Origin of the sequence: Colwellia sp. 6_MG-2023 (genome assembly GCF_030547765.1) — a bacterium.
In the GTDB taxonomy this organism is placed as follows: Bacteria; Pseudomonadota; Gammaproteobacteria; order Enterobacterales; family Alteromonadaceae; genus Colwellia.
Genome location: NZ_JAUOPP010000004.1, coordinates 167,992 through 185,276 on the forward strand (window position 1 = coordinate 167,992; position 17,285 = coordinate 185,276).

At 37.4% G+C, this 17,285-nt stretch carries 14 protein-coding genes; 5 read left to right on the forward strand and 9 right to left on the reverse strand.

All coding sequences use genetic code 11. The features are described from left to right. Positions 1 to 10 precede the first annotated feature (10 nt). The 6 genes from hisS to ndk all read right to left on the reverse strand — a co-directional run bounded on the left by hisS (position 11) and on the right by ndk (position 6,734). On the reverse strand, positions 11 to 1,291 hold the full coding sequence (gene hisS / locus Q4503_RS04360) for a histidine--tRNA ligase (protein WP_303495276.1): 1,281 nt from the start codon (positions 1,289 to 1,291) through the stop codon (positions 11 to 13). Positions 1,292 to 1,401: 110 nt separating this feature from the next. After that, on the reverse strand, positions 1,402 to 2,532 hold the full coding sequence (ispG, locus tag Q4503_RS04365) for a flavodoxin-dependent (E)-4-hydroxy-3-methylbut-2-enyl-diphosphate synthase (protein WP_303601478.1): 1,131 nt from the start codon (positions 2,530 to 2,532) through the stop codon (positions 1,402 to 1,404). A gap of 25 nt (positions 2,533 to 2,557) precedes the next feature. After that, the gene (locus Q4503_RS04370; protein WP_303601479.1) at positions 2,558 to 3,574 is read right to left on the reverse strand and encodes a RodZ domain-containing protein; all 1,017 of its coding nucleotides are present in this window, start codon (positions 3,572 to 3,574) and stop codon (positions 2,558 to 2,560) included. Further along, a complete protein-coding gene (pilW, locus tag Q4503_RS04375; protein ID WP_303601480.1) occupies positions 3,575 to 4,795 on the reverse strand; it encodes a type IV pilus biogenesis/stability protein PilW in 1,221 nt (406 codons plus the stop codon). It lies immediately after the preceding gene. Positions 4,796 to 4,864: 69 nt separating this feature from the next. Continuing rightward, on the reverse strand, positions 4,865 to 6,037 hold the full coding sequence (locus Q4503_RS04380) for a bifunctional tRNA (adenosine(37)-C2)-methyltransferase TrmG/ribosomal RNA large subunit methyltransferase RlmN (RefSeq protein ID WP_215972325.1): 1,173 nt from the start codon (positions 6,035 to 6,037) through the stop codon (positions 4,865 to 4,867). A gap of 265 nt (positions 6,038 to 6,302) precedes the next feature. After that, positions 6,303 to 6,734 (reverse strand): nucleoside-diphosphate kinase, encoded by a 432-nt coding sequence (gene ndk / locus Q4503_RS04385; RefSeq protein WP_215972324.1) that lies wholly within the window; start codon positions 6,732 to 6,734, stop codon positions 6,303 to 6,305. 437 nt (positions 6,735 to 7,171) lie between these two features. Between ndk and Q4503_RS04390 the strand changes: the two genes are divergently transcribed. The 5 genes from Q4503_RS04390 (at position 7,172) to Q4503_RS04410 (ending at position 13,106) form a co-directional block, all read left to right on the forward strand. After that, entirely contained in the window at positions 7,172 to 7,747 is a 576-nt protein-coding gene (locus Q4503_RS04390; RefSeq protein ID WP_303601481.1) for a hypothetical protein, read from the forward strand. Continuing rightward, positions 7,665 to 8,585: a hypothetical protein gene (locus Q4503_RS04395; RefSeq protein WP_303601482.1), complete on the forward strand. Its 921-nt coding sequence runs from the start codon at positions 7,665 to 7,667 to the stop codon at positions 8,583 to 8,585. Before Q4503_RS04390 ends, Q4503_RS04395 begins: the two co-directional genes overlap by 83 nt. A gap of 18 nt (positions 8,586 to 8,603) precedes the next feature. Continuing rightward, positions 8,604 to 10,229, forward strand: coding sequence for an acyl-CoA synthetase (locus Q4503_RS04400; RefSeq protein ID WP_303601483.1), 1,626 nt, complete (start codon positions 8,604 to 8,606; stop codon positions 10,227 to 10,229). A 139-nt stretch (positions 10,230 to 10,368) separates the two neighbouring features. Then, complete coding sequence (locus Q4503_RS04405) at positions 10,369 to 12,381, forward strand: cache domain-containing protein (RefSeq protein WP_303601484.1); 2,013 nt, start codon at positions 10,369 to 10,371, stop codon at positions 12,379 to 12,381. A gap of 14 nt (positions 12,382 to 12,395) precedes the next feature. After that, the gene (locus Q4503_RS04410) at positions 12,396 to 13,106 is read left to right on the forward strand and encodes a response regulator transcription factor (protein WP_303601485.1); all 711 of its coding nucleotides are present in this window, start codon (positions 12,396 to 12,398) and stop codon (positions 13,104 to 13,106) included. Positions 13,107 to 13,138: 32 nt separating this feature from the next. On the opposite strand, the gene Q4503_RS04415 is transcribed toward Q4503_RS04410, so the two are convergent. The 3 genes from Q4503_RS04415 to Q4503_RS04425 all read right to left on the reverse strand — a co-directional run bounded on the left by Q4503_RS04415 (position 13,139) and on the right by Q4503_RS04425 (position 17,211). After that, positions 13,139 to 14,827 (reverse strand): NAD-dependent malic enzyme, encoded by a 1,689-nt coding sequence (locus Q4503_RS04415; protein ID WP_215972319.1) that lies wholly within the window; start codon positions 14,825 to 14,827, stop codon positions 13,139 to 13,141. Positions 14,828 to 15,282: 455 nt separating this feature from the next. Then, positions 15,283 to 15,495 carry a Fe-S cluster assembly protein IscX gene (gene iscX, locus Q4503_RS04420; protein WP_215972318.1) on the reverse strand — a complete coding sequence of 71 codons (213 nt, stop codon included), beginning with the start codon at positions 15,493 to 15,495 and terminating at the stop codon, positions 15,283 to 15,285. Between the two features lie 177 nt (positions 15,496 to 15,672). Beyond that, complete coding sequence (locus Q4503_RS04425) at positions 15,673 to 17,211, reverse strand: aminotransferase class V-fold PLP-dependent enzyme (protein ID WP_303601486.1); 1,539 nt, start codon at positions 17,209 to 17,211, stop codon at positions 15,673 to 15,675. Positions 17,212 to 17,285: the final 74 nt, after the last annotated feature.

The window sequence follows — 17,285 nt, forward strand, 5'->3', positions numbered from 1 at the left end:
ACTAAAACTTTTAAATTAGATCACTTAACAAACTAGGAATTTTTTCAAAATCCACGTTTTGTTGTTCTTGTTGTCCGCGTAAATATTTAACCATAACACTTTGTTGTGCTATTTCATCTTCACCTAAAATTAACGCGATTTGAGCACCTGATTTATCAGCGCGCTTCAATTGTTTCTTCATATTGCCGCCACCACAATGACATTGCAAACGAATATTTGGCACTTGATCACGCCATTGCTCAGCAAGCTCATTTGCTTTAATTTGCGCATCATCACCTAAAATAACGACATATGCATCGACTTGTGGCCGAGCATTAGCGGCAACTTCTGTATTAGTTAACATTAATACTAAGCGTTCAATACCTAATGCAAAACCAAAACCTGGTGTTGCTTTACCACCTAATTGTTCTACTAAACCATCATAACGTCCACCGGCACAAATAGTACCCTGAGCGCCTAAACTTGTGGTAACCCATTCGAAAACGGTACGATTATAATAATCTAATCCACGCACTAAACGCTCATTCAATACATAGTTAATACCGGCTGCATCTAATCTTTGGCAAAGGCTGTCAAAATGTGCCTGCGTTTCTTCGCCAAAATAATCAGATAATTTAGGTGCATCAGCCAACGCTTCTTGCACTTGCGGATTTTTACTATCTAATACTCTTAATGGATTCGTGTGCATGCGACGTTTCGAGTCATCATCTAATAACTCTTCACGTTCAGTTAAATAACTAACTAATGCATCTCTATAATTCGCTCGTTCGTCATTGCTACCTAATGAATTCAACTCTAGTGTGACAAATTCATTGATGCCAAGTTCCCGCCATAAGCGAGAAGTTAGTAAAATAATTTCTGCGTCAATATCAGGAGTGGCAATACCAAACGCTTCCAGACCAAATTGATGAAATTGACGGTAACGCCCTTTTTGTGGTCTTTCATGTCGAAACATCGGCCCCATATACCATAAGCGTTGCTCTTGGTTATATAAAAGTCCATGTTGATTTGCTGCACGTATACAACTTGCTGTTCCTTCAGGACGTAGTGTCAGGCTGTCGCCATTACGGTCTTCAAAGGTGTACATTTCTTTTTCAACTATATCGGTTACTTCACCAATAGAGCGTTTAAATAGTGCTGTTGATTCAACAATTGGCATACGAATTTCAGCAAAACCGTAATTACTCGCGACTCTGCGCAGTATATCCTCTACCATTTGCCAAACATTCGTTTCACTTGGCAAGCAATCGTTCATACCTCTAACTGCTTGTAGCGCTTTATTTTTAGCCACTTATCGTATCTCTCTTTATTCTTAAAAAAACATTAATTTTACGCAGCGCGCATTATAGCGAATATATAATCTCGAATATATACTCATTCTCAAATCGAAGAATAACACTCTTAATCGAGCGCTTTAAAATCAATTTGATTATTTTGAGCTAAACGTTCATCCATTGCTTTCGCTTTAGCGCGAATACGTTGCTCTAATTGATCAACTAAGTTGCCATTATCAAAGCGTTCTTTTTGGCGAATACCATCAAGATAATAACCACTTTTCTTACTACTGCCTGTTAATCCTAAGTCAGATACCATTGCTTCACCGGGGCCATTAACAATACAGCCGATTATAGAAACATCCATCGGAGTCATAATATCTTCAATACGTTGCTCTAAAGCATTCACAGTAGCAACTACATCAAACTCTTGACGAGAACAGCTAGGGCATGCAATTAAATTAATACCTCTACTGCGTAGTTTTAAGGATTTTAAAATATCAAATCCCACTTTAATCTCTTCAATAGGATCAGCAGCTAAGGAAATACGTAAAGTATCACCGATACCTTGTGCTAATAATAAACCTAAGCCAACTGACGATTTTACTGAGCCCGAGCGTAAACCGCCAGCTTCAGTAATGCCTAGGTGTAGTGGGTTATCAATTTGTTTAGCTAATAATTTATATGACTCAACCGCGAGGAATACGTCTGAAGCCTTAACACTCACTTTAAACTGATCAAAGTTAAGTCGGTCTAGAATATCGACATGTCGCATGGCCGATTCAAGTAGTGCTTCAGGTGTTGGCTCAGTGTACTTTTCTTGGATATCTTTTTCTAAAGAGCCGCCATTTACACCAATACGAATTGGTATATTATTATCACGGGCACACTCTACAACACTACGAACACGATCTTCTCGACCTATATTCCCAGGATTAATACGTAGGCAGTCTGCGCCATATTCAGCAACTTTTAATGCAATTCTATAATCAAAGTGAATATCTGTCACGAGTGGCACATTCACTTGTTTTTTTATTTCACGAAAGGCTTCAGCTGCATCCATGGTTGGCACACTAACCCGGACAATATCGGCCCCGACAGCTTCAAGCGATTTTATCTGAGCTACGGTAGCAGCAACATCAGTCGTTTCAGTATTAGTCATAGACTGTACAGTTATTGGTGCATCGCCACCAACAGGTACATTGCCTACCATAATTTGACGTGATTTCCGGCGAATAATAGGTGATTCTTTAAACATATTTTAAACTTATCTAACAAACAATTTATAACGTTAGCGGTAAGGTAAATTTAGCAATATTACCCGCATTAAACTCAGACAAGTCGACAGCCTGACCATTAAATTCAATCTCAGCTAATTCGGGTTTCCCCAAAGTAATCTTTAACGGTGCTTGACCTGTAACCGTCATTACATAACCGGATTTTTTAACCCCCCAAGCAATACGATCGCCATTTGCATCAAAAATATTAACCCAACAATCACCTGAGAAAGTAAACATAGCGGTGTCGATTGCGACACTTTCTTCAAGGTTTTCATCAAGCGCTAATACAGGAGCAGTATTAGTTAACTCTTCTGAAGTGGTATCCTCTACTGTGCTAACTTGAGTTTCTACGGGGCTTGGATTGTTTATAATCGAATCTGTATTTTCTTGCGGGATACTTTCATCTTCGGAGATGATTTCTATAATATCGTTTGGTACTGAGTCACTTTTCGACGCATCATTTAATTCAGCACTCGCTTTATCAGCATTACTCTCTTCAATATTACCGTCTTGATTAACTGTTTCGCTAGTAGGAATTGTGACAAGGCTTTCATTAACAATATTTTCGTCTACGCCCTGCTTTGGCTCTTGTAACCACCACATTATCATTAAACCAAACAAAATCGCAGCAATAATGTAACTCAGCCACATTATCCGACTATGCTCTGCTTGTTTCTCGGTTAAGTTAGAAAAACTTTGCATTTCACTTCGCTGAACTTCGGCAACGCCAAGCATGTCATAAGCACTGAGTACTTCACTTACATCAACATTAACAAGTTTGGCATAACTTCGCAGGTAACCGCGATTATAAGTGGCTGGTAATTTATTATCGAATATATCTCGCTCAATACTCTCTACTAACTTAACCTTAAAATTCAAGGTATTAGCAACATACTCCACAGTAAACGATGCTTTTTCTCTTGCTTCACTCAATATTTGGCCTGGACCAATCATTTCCATATCTTCATTAAGTTCATCAAGTTGATTATTATCAACTGCGTCTATTATTTTTTCACTCATCTACTGATTTACCAACTTTGGATCTTCCAAAAAAATTATATCTTTAATATAAAGTTTTTCACTAATATTATTCCATAGACGCAACGTTTCAATTTTTATATTATATTTCATTGAAATACTATACAAAGTATCGCCTTTTTCAACGACATGGAAACTTGGCAACTTTTTAGACTGCTCTGGTGTTGCAGACTTTGGTTCTTCCTGAATGACAACAGGATTTTCTGCGGTTTTTAATTCTTTTACCCGATTTGGGGTAAGTGCAGATAAGTGTACTCTATTAACTTCTTTTTCAGCAACAACTTGTTGCGGTGTTTGAGTCCCACTTTTTTCATTTTTTTTAGGTGACAACTTTACTATACGTTTCTTAGACTTATTCAGCATATTAGCTGCTTTTAAGGCTGCATATCTTTTAGCCAGATTATCCGCTTCTATCGATGCTAACTCATTAAGTAAATATTGTTGTGCTTCCCATGATTGAGGAAACATTTTTACTAACATAGTGCCGTAATTTTTTGCCGTGCTTCGCTCACCAAGTTTATAGTGCACTTTATAAGACAAGGCTAAAAACTGAGCAGTAAAACGACGGGTGACTTTTTCGAAACGCTGATTAAATGATTTAGCTTGCTTATAGTCTCCCATAGCATATTGCAATCGTATCATTTGGAATAATATCGATGAGCTACTAGGGCTGTGTAAAATTGCTTTTTGTAAATACATTTCAGCTTTAATAAAATCATCATTTTGTAAAAAACATGATGATAAATTTTCATAACTTTTAGCCACTAAAAGGTAACTAGGTACGGCAATTGCTTTTAAAAACTGTTTTTCAGCTTCTTCAATCCGATCTTGCCTACAAAGATAAACACCATAGTTATTTAGCGTATCAGCATCATCACTTTTTATTGATAATGCCTTTTCATAGGATGAAATGGTTAACTTATGCTCACCAACCGTTTCATAATAATGCGCAAATGCGGTATATACTTGCACCATATTAGGAGCAAAGTTTTTTGCTTTTTCTAAATTCTGCTTAGCTTGGGGCATATTACCCATTTTCAGATAACCTAAACCTAACGAAATACGTGTTGCAGCCATATCATCCGTATTAGCTTGGTTTTGGACCACAGGTGTATCATCATTTTCGTAGTTCTGTGTTACGCAACCTGATAAGAAAGCAGGAAGCAATATCAGAATTGCGATAACGGCTTTTTTGCTAATCAAATGTTTATCCATAATATAGTGAAGTTACTTCATTAGTTGTTATGTTAGTAAAGTTTGATAGTAACGCGTTCAGACTATCTTTACCGAGATTTCGTCAGCTTTAGCTTGTTTTTTTTCTATTTGAACATCTTGCAACTCTTGAGTACGTTTTGTTCGGTCTAACACATCGCCAGCTAACTGCCCACAAGCCGCATCAATATCTTCACCACGAGGTCTTCTCGTTATCACAGTTAAACCATAGCTTTGTAGTACTTTATCAAACCTATCTATACGTGAATTACTTGGACGCTTATAAGGAGAACCAGGGTAATGATTAAAAGGAATAAGGTTAATTTTGCTCGGTAGATCCTTTAACACTCGTGCCAAAGCATGCGCTTGCTCTGTTGAGTCATTAACATGATCAAGCATCACATATTCAATAGTTGCTTGTTTGTTAGCTTTTGAGCCTTCAATATAACGAGCGGCCGCAGATATAAACTCTTCTAATGGGTACTTCTTGTTAATTGGCACCAATTCATCACGTAAGGTATTGTCTGGGGCATGTACTGAAATAGCTAATGCACAGTCAATTTTTTCTTTAAGCATATCTAGCGCAGGTACAACACCCGAGGTACTTACCGTAACTCTACGTTTGGAAAGTCCATAGCCTAAATCATTAAGCATAGTATCAAGCGCAGGAATAAGGTTCTTCATGTTAAGTAACGGTTCGCCCATTCCCATCATAACAATATTCGTAATCGGGCGCTTTCCTGTAATACGCGTTGCGCCAATATCATTTGCAACACGCCAAACTTGACCAATAATTTCGGCCATCGATAAATTACGATTGAAGCCTTGTTGTGCTGTAGAACAAAAAGTACATTCAAGGGCGCAGCCTACTTGTGATGATACACATAAAGTAGCACGATCATTTTCAGGGATCCATACGGTTTCAATTTCTTGACCGCCTTCTAACACAAGCGCATATTTGATAGTGCCATCGCTAGAAACTTGTTTTTGAGAAATTTCAGGGGATTTTATAATACAATTTCGTTGTAGCTTTTCTCTCAGTTTTTTATTTATATTGGTCATTTGTTCAAAGTCAGAATAACCAAAATGGTAAATCCATTTCATTATTTGATCTGCTCGAAAAGGTTTTTCGCCAATTGAGGCAAAATATTCACGTAGCCCTTGATGGTCCAAATTCAATAAATTTACTTTGGTATTTTCTTTGGCGCTTTCTTTCACGATAGGGTCGCTCATACAACAAACTCTCACAATTTATACTAAAACAGAAAAAAGATAAAACAAGGTTACGAATTGTACGCTTTTCACGCGAAACCCGCAATTTTACCGTAAAGATAAAACACAAAAGGATTTTACTGATTACTCAGTAAAATCCTTTCTAATTTAATTCATTATTTAATCAAGAAAACAAACTCAATATTAATAGACTTCACCATGCGTATGTTAATACGAGCGTAAAGCCGAAAATAAATACATTGATTTTGCTAAAATTAAAAATGAATTAACGAGTACGTGGGCAGATCTCTTCTTCAGTGAAGAAGTAAGCAATTTCACGTGCTGCAGACTCTAATGCATCACTACCGTGAGCAGCATTTTCATCAATGCTATCAGCAAGATCAGCACGGATAGTACCAGCTAAAGCTTCAGCAGGGTTAGTAGCACCCATGATTTCACGGTTTTTAAGAACAGCGTTTTCGCCTTCTAAAACTTGAACCATTACAGGACCAGAAGTCATAAACTCAACTAAAGCGCCAAAGAAAGGACGTTCGCTATGTTCTGCGTAGAAGCCTTCAGCTTTCTCTTTGCTTAGGTGTAACATTTTTGAAGCAACAATTTTTAGACCTGCAGTTTCAAAACGATTGTAGATTTGACCAATATAGTTTTTAGCAACTGCGTCTGGTTTTACGATAGAAAAAGTACGTTCGATAGCCATGATAAGCCCTTTTAATAGATTTAAATTTTAGTGTAATTAAATAGATATCGGCACAATAGACTGACACCTACAAATTTTGGCGCGATTATAAACCAAGTCACGGTAAATTCCTATATTAACTCGTTAATAATTATTTAGACCGACTAAAATGTTTAATTTTTTTTGGTCCTTTAGTCGTAAGTAAGGTAAAGACAGAAAATATGCCCCATTTTTTATCTTGGTATTTAAATGCAAATAAAAAAGCACATAAAACAAGCTGTATCCCAAGCCTGTCAGTACCGGAAAAATTTATCCTTAATAAAAATAAAAACAATTAGGCTATTTAGCTAAGCAAATAACATTTTAGCTTGTTACATTTGGTCACATTGTCGAAAAAATTCAGCAATAGTTTCATAGTTCACTGCGCATCAAAATAAAAAACAATAATAGGAATTTTGATGCAACTAATTAAAAGAATTCACGGGGAAGAGCAACCATATTGGCCAGCAGGACCATTTAAAATTAGATTACCTTTTGTACATTACCGCTGGGAATTGCCAGAAATGATACAAGGTTTTTTTATGTTCGTTGTTGGCTTGGCAATGATCCCTTTACTGGAAAGTTATTTAGGTATGCCTTATGAAGCCGCTTTAGCTTTTACTTTTATTGCTGGTATTGGCTATATCTTACCAGGCTTACTTGGTGTACCACTCGTTCCTGGCTGGATAACACCAGCTATTCCAGTGGTATTACTTTATTTAAAAGGTTTTGAACCTGGCCCTGAAGCGATAAGAGCATTATTTGCATTACAAATTGAAGTGACAATCATTTTTCTTATTTTGGGCATCACTCGCCTAGGCTCCACTTTAGTTAATATAATTCCTAATTCTCTCAAGTGCGGCGTAATCATTGGTGCCGGTATGGCGGCTATGATGGGAGAATTAAAGATAGGTGGCCGTATCGATACCACCCCCCATCTCATTAATTGTAGGCTCTATCATTTCAGCTTATATATTATTTTCGTTATCTTTTAAAAATGTCATTAATGAAAATGCCCTCGCCCGAAGAATTGCCAACTTTGGTATGGTTCCAGGAATGATCATTGCCATGATTATTGGTTGGCTTGTAGGTGAATATCCGTTACCTGAAATAGAATGGGGCATTACAAGCCCAGATTTTAGCTTAATGTGGCAATACCTCCCCTTTACTGTTGGTTACCCAGATTGGGAAATATTCTTACTCGCTATTCCAACCGCTATCATTGCTTACGTTATCGCTTTTGGCGACATTCTTGTTGGCTTTACCTTAGTTAAACGTGTTGATCACTTACGTGATGATGAAAAAATTGAAGAGAATGTTGATCGTGTCCATTTGGTTACAGCTATTCGAAATGCGTTACATGCGTTTTTTGCGCCATGGCCAGGTTTAGCAGGGCCAGTATGGACAGCTGCACATGCAACAGTTGCAGAGCGTTACGCTATGGGACGTAAATCGATGGAATCAATTTACAGTGGCGGTGGTACGTTTTGGATAAGCGGCTTATTAGCACTATTGGCATTACCTCTAGTGACATTATTTAAACCTGTTTTACCGATAGCACTCTCTTTAACCTTAGTACTCACAGCCTATATTTGTATCATGGTTGGCATGGAACAACTAAAAAATTCAACCGAACGAGGCGTTGCCGGTATTGTTGCCGTTACTTTAGCCATGCCAGATCCTAAATCTACTATGTATGCGGTGTGTATCGGCATCGTATTATATTTTCTTATTGAGCGCCCGAAGCTTATGGGAAAACATCACAGTAAAGACAATATTATTTTTTCTGACGAAACGCAGGAAGAAATAAGCAAACCAAAGAGTAACACTTAGCAATAGGGGAACAGACAAATGACTACAGCAAACATTTTTGAACAATATTTAGAGCCTAGCGAAGCTAACTATACAGCACTAAGCCCCGTTGCTTTTTTAGAAAGAGCAGCCTTTGTTTATCCAAATAAAACAGCAACCGTTAACGCCGACATTCGCCATTCATGGCTAGAGGTTTTTCAACGATGTACACGTTTTGCAAGTGCGTTATCAAAACGTGGTATTGGCCGAGGTGATACTGTATCGGTTATAGCACCAAACATTAGTGAACATTTTGAAGTACATTTCGGGGTACCAATGTGTGGCGCTGTGCTTAATTCGATCAATACACGCCTAGACGCTGAAGCAATTGCTTTTATACTGACACATGCCGAAACCAAAGTATTAATTACCGACAAGGAGTTTAGCTCGTTGGTCAAAAAAGCATTACGTATGATTCCGCATAAACCGCTAGTGATCGATATTGATGATCCTAACTTTCATGAAGGTCAATTGATTGGCGAGTTAACCTATGATCAATTACTTGAAGAAGGCGACAATACTTTTGAAGCAATACGACCTAACAATGAGTGGGATGCAATCTCGTTAAATTATACTTCAGGCACAACAGGTGATCCTAAAGGGGTTGTTTATCACTACCGTGGTGCCTATCTTAATGCGGTGAGCAATGTTATTTCATGGAATATGGGCGAACACCCAGTGTACTTATGGACGCTACCTATGTTTCATTGTAATGGCTGGTGCTTTCCTTGGTCGATAGCTGCAACCGCCGGCACTAGTATTAGTTTACGGCATGTACGAGCAGAGCCTATATTTGAGTTAATTAAAACCGAACAAGTCGGCTATTTCTGTGGAGCGCCTATTGTATTAAATATGCTAAATAGCGCGGATGATTCATTAAAATCCGACATTAACCATACAGTGAAAGTAATGACGGCTGGTGCGCCACCACCGGCTTCCGTGATTGAAGGAATAGAAGCTTCGGGCTTTAAAGTCACACATACTTATGGGTTAACTGAAACATACGGCCCTTCTGTTGTTTGTGCGTGGCATGATGAATGGAATGATAAAAGCACTGAACAACAAGCTAAGTTGAAATCTCGCCAAGGAGTTCGCTCTCCCATGCTTGATCAACTGATGGTAGCAGACCCTGACACTTTAGTACCGATGCCTAAAGATGGTAAATCTGTTGGAGAAATATTTATGCGCGGTAACTTGGTAATGAAAGGTTACTTAAAAAATCCTTCCACAACTCAATCTGCTTTCAAAGGTGGTTGGCTCCACTCTGGCGATATAGCGGTATGGCACAGTGACGGATATATTGAAATAAAAGATCGCTCAAAAGATGTCATTATTTCGGGGGGTGAAAACATTTCAAGCGTCGAGGTAGAAGACATCTTATATCGTCACCCTAAAGTGCAAGAAGTTGCCGTGGTAGCCAAGAAAGATGATAGATGGGGAGAAACGCCTTGCGCATTCATTACACCAATACCGAATATAGCGATAACAGAGCAAGAAATAGTAACTTTTTGTCGCGATAATATGGCACACTTCAAAACACCAAAGACGATTATCTTTGGTGAGTTACCGAAAACGTCAACAGGTAAAATACAAAAATTTATTTTACGTGAGCAGGCGAATAGGTAATAAGAAAGTCTTTATCCAATAGTAGCTACCCAACCGTCCTTCCGCTACTATTTTGGGCTGGCTTCACGCCAGCCCTTTTTTTATAGTATTTTGTAGCTTCCATTGTCCGATTTAAAAACTCGGTAAATACAGGTGACGAATGTTTCTTAAGCAAAAATTATCCCGTACTTTTTTTTCTGCCATCACCGCTACCTTACTGCTGTTGTTTGTTGGCATTTATTGGTATTCAGTCCCCTTAATTAATAAAGAAGTATACCAAATTGAAAAAAATGCGAGTCGTCTGGTATTAAATAATATTTTTGAATTAGCCAGCAATATGCAATTAGATTTAAAGCCCCCTAAAAAAGAAGTAGTAGACAGACTGCAACAAATAATAAAAAAAAGTGTGATAGCGAAAACCGGCTATCTTTTCATTTTTGATGAACAAGGCAATATGCTATACCACCCTAATCCCAACATTAATGGTACCAACGCAGTAAAACTTAAAAACACCCATAATGGTAAATATATTTTACAAGAGCTTATATCTGTAGCCGATACAGGAAAAGAACTTGAATATAAATGGGACAAGCCTACTGACGCAAATAATTACAGCCATAATAAAATATCGTTAGTACGTCATTTACCTGAGTTAGGCTGGTATATTTGCTCTTCTGTTTATATCGATGAATTGCAAAGTAGCGGTAAACTTCTAAGCCAACGCATTTTAACCATGGGCTTTATTACCTTTATGTGTGCTATTTTTTTAGCGCTCCTTTTTTCTTCCTGGATAACAAAACCAATTAACACTCTCGCATTAATTGCCAGAAAAGTAAGTCAAGGTGACTTAAATGTCACCAGTGGTATATCACGCAAAGATGAATTAGGCATTTTGGGTAAAGCGTTTGACGATATGGTGCTACAAATGCGTGAAAACATCGAGATGTTAGACTTAAAAGTAGCCTCACGCACCCAAACCCTATCCACCACCAACGCACAACTTCAGCAAGCTATGAGTGAAAGCCAACAAGCACAAAAACAACTAGCCCAAGTACAACACATTAATGCAATAGGACAGCTTGCAGGAGGCTTAGCTCACGATTTTAATAATATACTTACTATTATTTTAGGTAATCTACATGCTGCTAAGCAAGATAATGAACAAAATGAAGCATTATTACAGCATTTACTGCCCGCAATAAAAGCGTCACGTAAGGGGAGCGACATTACTAACCGTTTACTCTCTTTTTCAAGACGACAGTATTTACGCCCTTGTAAAGTGGATATTACCGTACTGATTGATGAAACCATTACGCTGTTAAAAGGATCATTACCTAGTAAAATTACCATAAAGACTCATTATTTAGATAATAATTTGCATGTCTATGTCGATGCTAACCAACTAGAAAATTGCTTAATTAATTTAGTATTAAATGCCAAAGATGCTATGCCAAACGGTGGTGATATAACAATAACAGTCAATAAAAAAACAGTAGAGCATCCTTTACAATTTGATGAAGAAGTTACTTTTGCTGATTACGTTGAAGTTACCATTACAGATGATGGCTCTGGTTTTTCGGAACAAGCAATAAATAAAGCATTCGAACCTTTTTTTACCTCTAAAGAAACGCACCAAGGCTCTGGTCTTGGCCTAAGTACTGTTTTTGGCTTTATTAAACAATCAAAAGGTTATATACGCATTGCTAATCAAAAAGTTAGCGGTGCTAAAATATCACTCTTATTACCCTTACTAATTCATCAGCAAGACGACAAGCTGTCATCTGCCTCTCTCCATGACGATAATGAAAACGTCATAACAACAGACTTTTCCAATAAGCTTGTTTTATTAGTCGAAGATGATAATGATGTTCGTGCTATAATTAGGAAGCAGTTAATAGCATTTGGGCTAAACGTTATCGAGGCAAATGACAGCGACGAAGCTGAGCAGCTAATTGATACTATTGATGATTTATACGGTATGGTTTCAGATATTAGTATGCCGGGCAATAAAGATGGCTTTGAACTAGCTACGCTGTTAAAAACTCGCTCACCTAGCTGTAAAATTGTTCTGATGAGTGGCTATTTTCACCCAGCAACTGAGCCAAATAAAGACATACCGATTTTGTTAAAAAAGCCCTTTGTGGCAAATAAATTATTTCAAGCATTACAATAAAAAGCATCGAGGTAATGACACTTGTGAACACCAAACCATTAATTTATGTTATTGATGATGAACCTGAGATATGTAGCTTAGTTTGCCAAGAGCTTGAACGTTATAACTTTAAAACCCAAGCATTTTGTACTGGAAAAGAAGCCTTATTAGCGATCAGAAAACAGTTACCTTCGCTCTGTATTATTGACCTTGGTTTACCTGATATGGATGGCTTATCATTAGTAAAAGAACTATTCGATAATAAAAAAATTGGCGTGATAATTTTATCCGGTCGCAATAGCTTACCCGATAAAGTATTAGGCTTAGAATTAGGCGCAGATGATTATATTGGTAAACCTTTTGATCCACGAGAGTTAGTAGCGCGGGTAAACAGCATTATTCGTCGACTTGTTGTAAGTGAATTACCTGAGACAACATTGCAAACCGCCAGCTTTGGTGACTGGACCTTTGAACAATCAACCCTTACTTTAGAAAATAATAAGGGCGATAGCTTTATGTTAAGCGCCGCAGAAGCTGAAATATTGATGATATTGCTTAAAGCACCTCGACAGATATTATCACGAGAGCGTTTACTGAGCCTTGATGCAACCTCTTTTGATCGTAGTATAGACGTAAGAATGTCGAGATTAAGAAAGAAGATAGAGCAAGATCATAAACATCCAAAAATCATAAAAACAGTTTACGGTGCTGGTTATATCTTTACCTTAGAAGTCACTTGGCAGTAGACCACTAGCTGCCAAGTTCTAACCTTTTTCACTTACAAGCTAATACGCTTATATTGACGATACTCAGGGTTCCAAAAGTTTTGCTCTATTTTTGCCAATAAATCAGCATCAGATAATTCAAGCGCTAAGTCTTGCTCATAAGCAACTTTAGCAATGGCAAAAGCAATCTCTTTACTTAACTGAGCTATTTGAGTTAACGGTGGTAATAATTCACCTTTACCTGTGTTCGCTAACGGTGAAGCAGCTGCCAAAGTTTCACTGGCTACTTGCAACATTTTATCCGTAATTCTACTAATTTTCGCAGAAACAACCCCTAAACCGATACCAGGAAAAATATAACTATTGTTACATTGAGCTACAGGAAAAATCTCGCCTTGATATTCGACAGGATCAAAAGGACTACCTGTTGCAATGATAACTTCGCCATTAGTCCAATTAATCACTTGGCTTGGTGTTGCTTCAACTTGTCTTGACGGGTTACTTAACGGGAAAATAATAGGTTTATTACAGTGCTGTTTCATCGCTTTAATGACTTCTTCGCTAAATAAACCTGCCTGTCCTGATACACCTATTAAAATATCGGGTTTAGCACCATGCACCACTTCTAAAAGCGTGGCATACTCACCCTCAATATCCCATTGCTCAATAGCAACTTTACTCTGCACTAATTTCTGCTGAAAATCACGTAAGTTATCCATACCTTGCGTTAACAAACCAAACCTATCGACCATATATACTTGGCTTCTTGCTTCTAATGGTGAAATACCTTCAGTGATCATTTGACTGATAATTTGTTCGGCAATACCACATCCAGCAGATCCTGCCCCAACAAAAGCAACATTAAGTTGTGACAACTTAACACCTTTACTTCGACAAGCCGCGAGTAAAGTCCCTACGGTTACTGAGGCTGTACCTTGTATATCATCATTAAAACAACATATTTGATCACGGTATCGGCTTAAAAGCGGCATTGCATTCGGTTGTGCAAAATCTTCAAATTGCAAAAGAACCTGAGGCCAACGACGTTTCACTGCATCTATAAATAACGATAAAAACTCATCATACTCAGTTTGACCAATACGTTTATGACGTGCTCCCATATACATAGGGTCGTCTAATAGTTTTTGATTATTGGTACCAACATCTAACATGACAGGTAAAGTGTAGGCCGGACTAATCCCTCCACAGGCGGTATATAAAGAGAGTTTACCAATTGGAATACCCATTCCGCCAATACCTTGATCACCTAAGCCTAAAATTCGCTCTCCATCAGTAACCACAATTATTTTTACTTTGTTTTTAGTCGCATTTCTTAAAATATCATCAATTTGATATCTATCATCATAAGAAATAAATAAACCACGTGAGCTCCGATAAATATCTGAAAATTGTTCACAAGCGTCACCAACCGTTGGTGTATATATAATAGGCATCATTTCTGCTAAATGATTTTGTACTAATTTAAAAAATAATGTTTCATTATTATCATGTATAGCACGCAGGTATATATGTTTATTAATATTAGTATGGAAAGAACAATACTGTCGATACGCTCTAGCAACTTGCTCATCTATGGTTTCAAAGCGCGGCGGTAATAAACCAGTTAAATTAAAGTTTATACGTTCTTGTGGATCAAAAGCACTGCCTTTATTTAATAGCGGTGTTTCTAATAATGTTGGGCCTGCATAGGGGATATATAAAGAGCGCTTACTTTGAGTCATTTCACTTACTGCTTATGTTGAGGTTTATGTTGATGTTTATACTTATTAAATTCAAATTTTACCGTGTGAAGGCTTAAGATATAAAGCATTATTTTTATGAATACTGAAAATACACTAAAATGATATTGATTGCAGCATATAGAATATTTTTAGCTTGGCATAGATGACAATAAATAATGAGTAAATTAAACTAGCCCTGTGCTTATTCTTCTTATATTACCGAGTAGTGGAAATTTACTGTGCTCAACAATATAAAGTGTACAATCAAAGGAAATCAATAAAATGATGAGTGACAGCAAACGCTTAAAAAGCGATTGCCACTGTATGCCAATAAAATATTGAACAGGAAAGTATGATAAATATGTCATAAGCGATGAAAATGCTCATGGTGGAATAACTGATAATACTATACGGCTTACTACTTCAGCTTAAGCTCACTGCACTAGCCCACTTAATTAATCAGCTTCATCTATCCAAGCTAATTGAATAGCTTCAAGTACACGTTCCCCACAGTGCGCAGGATCATCATTAAAACGCTCAAGATCAAGCACCCATTGACGAAGATCCGTAAAATTTAATGTTAGTGGGTCTACATCAGGATAGAGCTCAATTAAATCAAGCGCAATTTCTAATGAGTCAATCCACTTTAGTCCTGCAGAAGTATTCATGTTTTATCCTATGGGTTATTAACGTGTAAACGAATACTAAAATAATAAATGGAACCAATAATAGTCGACTATCAACATTAAGATAAACCACAGCAAAAGCAAACGTGCTCTTTTGCAATATTTACACTCAGTTTTCCACCATTGCCGTAATTTTAAGATAATAGTGTTTTCTGTCATTTATCGGAAGAATCTTTTTAGCATAGATTTATTGACTCCCGATTCTACAATAGTTTCACCACAATACAACGGTTTAAAACCATTTATTCCAACATAACTTTGTAACTTACCTTCCGAGGTAATATTCTTTTCAAAATCACCTGTTGCAGGGTTAAAACGATATTCTTTCGACCATTCAGCCATATTGTCAGTTAACTTGTTAATTGACTCAACAACAAACTTTGCTTCTTCATTGCTTGTTGTTGGGTGGAAAGAAGCCCTAATCCAACCTGGCTTCTCACAATAGTTTCCTTCGTCAATTTGTTGGGTAATTTGTTGTGATGTATTTTGATCAACATTGAGTAAAATATGACCATAAGTACCTGCGCATGAGCACCCCCCTCGAGTTTGAATACCAAATTTATCATTAAGTAAACGTACAACTAAATTGTAATGCACATTGGTAATATAAAATGACACTATGGCTAAACGATCTGTAATTGTAGGTTCAAGCATATTTACTTGTTCATTTTTGCTTAGCTCTGACATGACATATTCTGTTAGCTCTTGCTCTCGTTTAGCAATATTATCTGTCCCCATCGCATCTTTTACTTTGATAGCTAACGCGGTACGAATACATTGTAAAAACCCTGGTGTTCCACCATCTTCACGTATTTCAATATTATTGAAAAAGCTATGCTCGCCCCATGGGTTAGTCCAAGTTACTGTACCGCCGCCAGGATGATCAGGAATTTTATTTTTATATAAACTTTTATTAAAAATAAGAACACCAGAGCTCCCAGGTCCACCTAAAAATTTATGTGGCGAAAAGAAGATTGCATCTAACGTTTGTAGCTTATCAACAGGGTGCATATCTATATCTACATAGGGCGCTGAACAAGCAAAATCGACAAAACACAGCCCGCCATGCTTATGCATAATCTCAGCTAACTGATGATAAGGAGTTTTTATACCCGTCACATTTGAACAAGCAGTAAAAGAGCCTATTTTGACCTTGCGATCCTTATATTGCACTAATAACGCTTCTAAATTATCTAAAGAAGGTAAACCATTCTCGTCACTAGCCACAATTTCTAACGTAACATCACATTCATACCAAGTTGTTTGATTTGAGTGATGTTCCATGTGAGTGATAAACACGACTGGCTTATCTTCCTCACTAAAACTGACTTGCTCAGCCATGCGCTCCGGAATTCTCAACCCAAGAATACGCTGAAACTTATTCACAACATCAGTCATTCCTGCACCAGAGGTAATTAAGATATCGTTATCACATGCATTTACATGGCGCTTAATCACTTTTTGTGCGTCATGATACGCCAATGTCATCGTACTACCGGTTAAGTTAGTTTCAGTATGAGTATTGGCAACATAAGGCCCAAGTGTATGGCTAATATAATTTTCTATTGGTTGATATAAACGACCGCTTGCAGTCCAATCAGCATAAATAATTTTTTGCTGTTTTCCATTAATTTCATGCTCAAGGTTTTGGCCTATAATGTGTTGACGAAATTTAGAAAAGTGCTGTTCTAACGACATAATTGTCCCCTGTTCGATTAACCTAAAGTGAGTGTAATCAGTTATAAATAAGCAAGAGACTGGTAAACTAATCT

Coding starts and splice junctions, on each gene's coding strand:
- ispG (WP_303601478.1), bottom strand. CDS start 2,532: ATGTTTAAAGAATCACCTATTATTCGCCGGAAATCACGTCAAATTATG.
- Q4503_RS04370 (WP_303601479.1), bottom strand. CDS start 3,574: ATGAGTGAAAAAATAATAGACGCAGTTGATAATAATCAACTTGATGAA.
- Q4503_RS04380 (WP_215972325.1), bottom strand. CDS start 6,037: ATGAGCGACCCTATCGTGAAAGAAAGCGCCAAAGAAAATACCAAAGTA.
- ndk (WP_215972324.1), bottom strand. CDS start 6,734: ATGGCTATCGAACGTACTTTTTCTATCGTAAAACCAGACGCAGTTGCT.
- Q4503_RS04390 (WP_303601481.1), top strand. CDS start 7,172: ATGCAACTAATTAAAAGAATTCACGGGGAAGAGCAACCATATTGGCCA.
- Q4503_RS04400 (WP_303601483.1), top strand. CDS start 8,604: ATGACTACAGCAAACATTTTTGAACAATATTTAGAGCCTAGCGAAGCT.
- Q4503_RS04405 (WP_303601484.1), top strand. CDS start 10,369: ATGTTTCTTAAGCAAAAATTATCCCGTACTTTTTTTTCTGCCATCACC.
- Q4503_RS04410 (WP_303601485.1), top strand. CDS start 12,396: ATGACACTTGTGAACACCAAACCATTAATTTATGTTATTGATGATGAA.
- Q4503_RS04415 (WP_215972319.1), bottom strand. CDS start 14,827: ATGACTCAAAGTAAGCGCTCTTTATATATCCCCTATGCAGGCCCAACA.
- iscX (WP_215972318.1), bottom strand. CDS start 15,495: ATGAATACTTCTGCAGGACTAAAGTGGATTGACTCATTAGAAATTGCG.
- Q4503_RS04425 (WP_303601486.1), bottom strand. CDS start 17,211: ATGTCGTTAGAACAGCACTTTTCTAAATTTCGTCAACACATTATAGGC.